The organism is Streptomyces sp. NPDC111744 (genome assembly GCF_055634995.1).
On the sequence record NZ_JBVKCG010000066.1, the window covers coordinates 1 to 4,529 of the forward strand.

Sequence of the window (4,529 nt, forward strand, 5' to 3'; positions counted from 1 at the left end):
CTGTCTGTGGCAGTCGGGTTGGCGCGGTTGCATGCGCATGGCGGTACGGTCGACTGGGCGTCGTATCTGCCCGCCGCGGCCCGGGTGGACCTGCCGACCTACGCCTTCCAGCACCGCCGCTACTGGCTGGACAGCGCCGAACCACCGCACCGGAGTGGCTATCCGCTGCTGGACGCGGCCGTGGAGTTCGCCGAGGAGGACGGTTTCCTGCTGTCCGGGCGGCTGGCCACCCGGGCGCAGCCCTGGCTGGGGGAGCACACCGTGCTGGGTGCCACCGTTGTGCCCGGGAGCGTGTTCGCCGAACTGGCCCTGCACGCCGCCGCGGAGACCGGTACCGGCGAGGTCGCCGAACTGACCCTTCAGGCGCCGCTGGTACTGCCCGAGCACGGTGCCGTCGAGGTGCAGATGAGGGTCGGCGCGCGGGGTGCCACGGGGGAGCGGCCGATGACCGTGCACGCCCGTCCGGCCGAGGACGGTACCCCGTGGACCTGCTACGCCCGCGCTGTACTCGGCTCGGTGCCGGCGGAGCTTCTGGACACGCCGGTTGCCTGGCCGCCACCGGGAGCCATCGCGCTGGACGTCGGTTCGGCCTATGCCGAGTTCGCCGCCACCGGGCTGGAGTACGGCCCGGCGTTCCAGGGCCTGCGCGCGGCCTGGCGGAGCGGTGATGAGGTCTTCGCCGACATCGAGTTGCCCGAGCTGACCGACGCCGGCCGCTACGGGCTGCACCCGGCGCTGCTGGACGCGTCGCTGCATGCCTTGCGCTACCTGCACGAGGACGAGGGCGACCGCACCCTGCTGCCGTTCGCCTGGAACGGGATCGCGCTGCGTCGCACCGGGGCGTCCGCGCTGAGGGTGCGGATCTCCCCCGTCGCCGCCGAGGCGGCCCGGATCGAACTGGCCGACCCTACAGGCGCCCCGGTCGGAGTGGTGGAGTCCCTCGCCGTCCGGCCGATCTCGGCGGAACAGCTCGGCCACCACGAATCCTTGTACGCCGAGGAACTGGTACCCGCCAACGTGCCGGGCGGTCCGGAACCGACTGTGCTGGGCTGTGCCGACCTGGCAGAACTGCCCGACGGGGAACTGCCCGAGGTGGTGGTGCTGGCGGCCGGGGCCGCCACCGAGGCCGAGGCCGATCCAGTGGCTGCGGTCGGCCGGGCGCTGGGCGCGGTACACACCTGGCTGGCCGAGGACCGCTTCGCCGGCACCCGGCTCGCGCTGCGGACCCGCAACGCGCGCACTGATCCGGCGGCCGCCGGGGTCTGGGGCCTGTTGCGTTCGGTGCAGCAGGAGCACCCGGACCGCTTCCTGCTGGCGGACTTCGAGGACGGCGACGGCACCGACTGCACCGGGATACCCGCCGCTGCGTGGAACGTGCCCGGCGGGCAACTGGTGGTCCGCGACGGCGTGGTGCTCGTGCCACGGCTGTCCCATGTCCCGCTGTCCAGGATCACCGACCGGGACGGCGCCACCTGGGATCCGGGCGGCCCGGTGCTGATCACCGGTGGGCTGGGCGCGCTCGGCGCGGCCCTCGCCCGTCACCTGGCCGGCGACTGCGGAGTGCGCGAACTGGTGCTGACCGGCCGCCGTGGCCTGGACACGCCGGGCGCGGCCGAACTAGTCGCCGAACTAAGGGAATTGGGCGCCGGGGTGGCGGTGGTGGCATGTGATGTGGCCGAGCGGGAGGCGGTGGCCGCGTTGCTGGCCGAGCATCCGGTGACGGCGGTGGTGCACGCCGCCGGGGTGGTGGACGACGGTCTGGTCACCGGCCTCACCGAGGAGCGGCTGCGGGCGGTGCTGGCGCCGAAGGTCCTGGGCGCACGCTGGCTGGACGAGCTGACCCGTGACCGCCAGCTGACCGACTTCGTGCTGTTCTCCTCCGCTGCCGGGGTGCTCGGCGCAGCCGGGCAGAGCGCCTACTCTGCGGCCAACGCCGCACTGGACGCGCTGGCCAGGGCCAGGCACACCGCCGGGCTTCCGGCCTCCTCCCTGGCCTGGGGACTGTGGGAACAGCGCAGCGGCATCACCGGCGAACTGTCCGGGGCGGACATGGCCCGCATCGCCCGTGCCGGGCTGCGGCCGCTGTCCACCGCCGAGGCGCTCGAACTGTTCGACCTGGCGCGAGCCGTCGACGAACCGGTACTCGCCCCGATGCGCCTGGACCGGACGGCCCTACGGGCCGGCGGCCCGGTCCCGGCGGTCCTGCGCGGCCTGGTCCGGGAAACGCCCGCCGGGAACGCTGTCACGGTTGCCGGCGCGAGCACCGGGCCCACGGCCACGCCGGCCGCGTTGTCCGGACCCGACCGGGAGAAGGCGCTCCTGGAGCTGGTCCGCGCGGAAGCGGCCAGGGTGCTGGCCTACGACTCACCGGCCGCCGTGGCCGCACACCGCACCTTCGCCGAACTCGGCGTCGACTCTCTGGCCGCGGTGGAACTGCGCAACCGGCTCTCCGAGACCACCGGCATCCGGCTGCCCGCCGCGGTGGTGTTCGAATACGCCACCCCGGTGGCGCTCGCCGCGCACCTGCACACGTCCATGCCCGCGGCCGACGGCACGCAGGCCGGCGCGCCGCTCGCCGGGCTCGACCAGCTCGAAGAAGCCCTGGCCGGTGCCGAACCCGGCGCCGTGGACCAGGCGAAGCTGCGCATGCGGCTCACCGCACTGCTCGCCAAGTACGGCGGCGAGGAGCAGTCCGGCGCCGCACCGGAGCACGACCTGTCGTCGGCCTCCGACGACGAACTGTTCGGCCTCGTCGACGGCCTCGGCGCCGACCAAGGGTGAGGAAGGGAACCGCACGTGGCTAACGAGGACAAGCTCCGGGAGTATCTTCGGCGCGCGCTGACCGAGGCGCAGAGCGCGCAGCGCAGGCTCGCCGAGATCGAACAGGCGCGGCGCGAGCCGATCGCGATCGTCGGCATGGCCTGCCGCTACCCCGGCGGAGTCGGCACTCCCGAGCAGCTGTGGGAGATGCTGGCCGCGGGCCGGGACGGGATCTCCGGGTTCCCCACCGACCGCGGCTGGGACCTGCCGGGACTGCCGGTCGGGCTCGGCGGGTTCGTCGCGGACGCCGGTGACTTCGATCCCGGGTTCTTCGGCATCTCGCCGCGCGAGGCGCTGGCCATGGACCCGCAGCAACGGCTGCTCCTGGAGGCATCCTGGGAAGCACTGGAACGGGCCGGGATCGACCCCACCGCACTGCGCGGCAGCCGCACGGGTGTCTTCGCCGGCGTGATGTACCACGACTACGCGACGCTGATGGACAGCGTGCCCGAGGAACTGGAAGGGTTCATCGGCAACGGCAACGCCGCCAGCATCGCCACCGGCCGGGTCGCCTACACCTTCGGTTTCGAAGGCCCCGCCGTCACCGTCGACACCGCCTGCTCCTCCTCCCTGGTCACCCTGCACCTGGCGGTGCAGTCGCTGCGCTCGGGGGAGACGACGCTGGCCCTGGCCGGCGGCGTGACCATCATGTCCACTCCCGGCACCTACGTGGAGTTCGACCGGCTCGGCGGACTGGCCGGTGACGGCCGGTGCAAGGCGTTCTCCGCCGACGCCGACGGCACCGGCTGGTCCGAGGGTGTCGGCATGCTGCTGCTGGAGCGGCTGTCCGACGCGCAGCGCAACAACCACCCGGTACTCGCCGTCATCCGCGGCTCCGCCGTCAACCAGGACGGCGCGTCCAACGGGCTCACCGCCCCCAACGGCCAGGCACAGCGCCGGGTCATCGTCGAGGCGCTGACCAACGCGGCACTGTCCCCCGGGGACATCGACGTGGTGGAGGCGCACGGCACCGGCACCTCGCTGGGCGACCCGGTGGAGGCGCAGGCCCTACTGGCGACGTACGGCGCCGATCGGGACCGGCCGTTGTGGCTGGGGTCGGTCAAGTCGAACATCGGGCACACGCAGGCCGCCGCCGGGGTCGCCGGCGTGATCAAGGTCGTACAGGCGATGCGCCACGGCGTGCTGCCCCGGACCCTGCACATCGACAACCCGACCCCGCACGTCGACTGGACCGGCGGCCGGCTGGAACTGCTCACCGAGTCACGGCCCTGGCCGGAGACCGAGGTGCGTCGGGCCGCTGTGTCGGCGTTCGGGGTGAGCGGTACCAATGCGCACGTGATCATCGAGCAGGCCCCCGCTTTCGAGGCGACGGCAGTTCCGGAACCGGTTCTGCCGGTGCCGGTGTTGGTGTCCGGGCGGAGTGCGGAGGCGTTGCGTGGTCAGGCGGCTCGGTTGCGTGAGTACGTGCTTGCCGAGTCCGGGGTGACTGTTGCGGAGGTGGCGCGTGCGGCGGCGCTGTCCCGGGCCGCTTTGGAGCACCGCGGTGCGGTGGTGGCCTCGGATCGGGAGGAACTGCTCGCCGGGCTCACGGAGTTGGCGGGCGGATCCGTCCCCGGCACCGTTGGGCGCGGGGGTGGCACCGGGTTCTTGTTTTCGGGTCAGGGGTCGCAGTGGTCGGGTATGGGGCGGGAGCTGGCTGAGCGGTATCCGGTGTTCGCGGAGTCGTTCGCGGATGTGTGTGGGCGGTT

At 73.1% G+C, this 4,529-nt stretch carries 1 protein-coding gene and 1 pseudogene; both read left to right on the forward strand.

The window, feature by feature from the left end; translation table 11 throughout:
- On the forward strand, positions 1–2,781 hold a 2,781-nt coding region (locus ACZ7OO_RS43945), incomplete at its 5' end, for a type I polyketide synthase (protein ID WP_471512994.1).
- A gap of 18 nt (positions 2,782–2,799) precedes the next feature.
- A pseudogene (locus ACZ7OO_RS43950) lies at positions 2,800–4,529 on the forward strand (type I polyketide synthase); the annotation flags it as partial.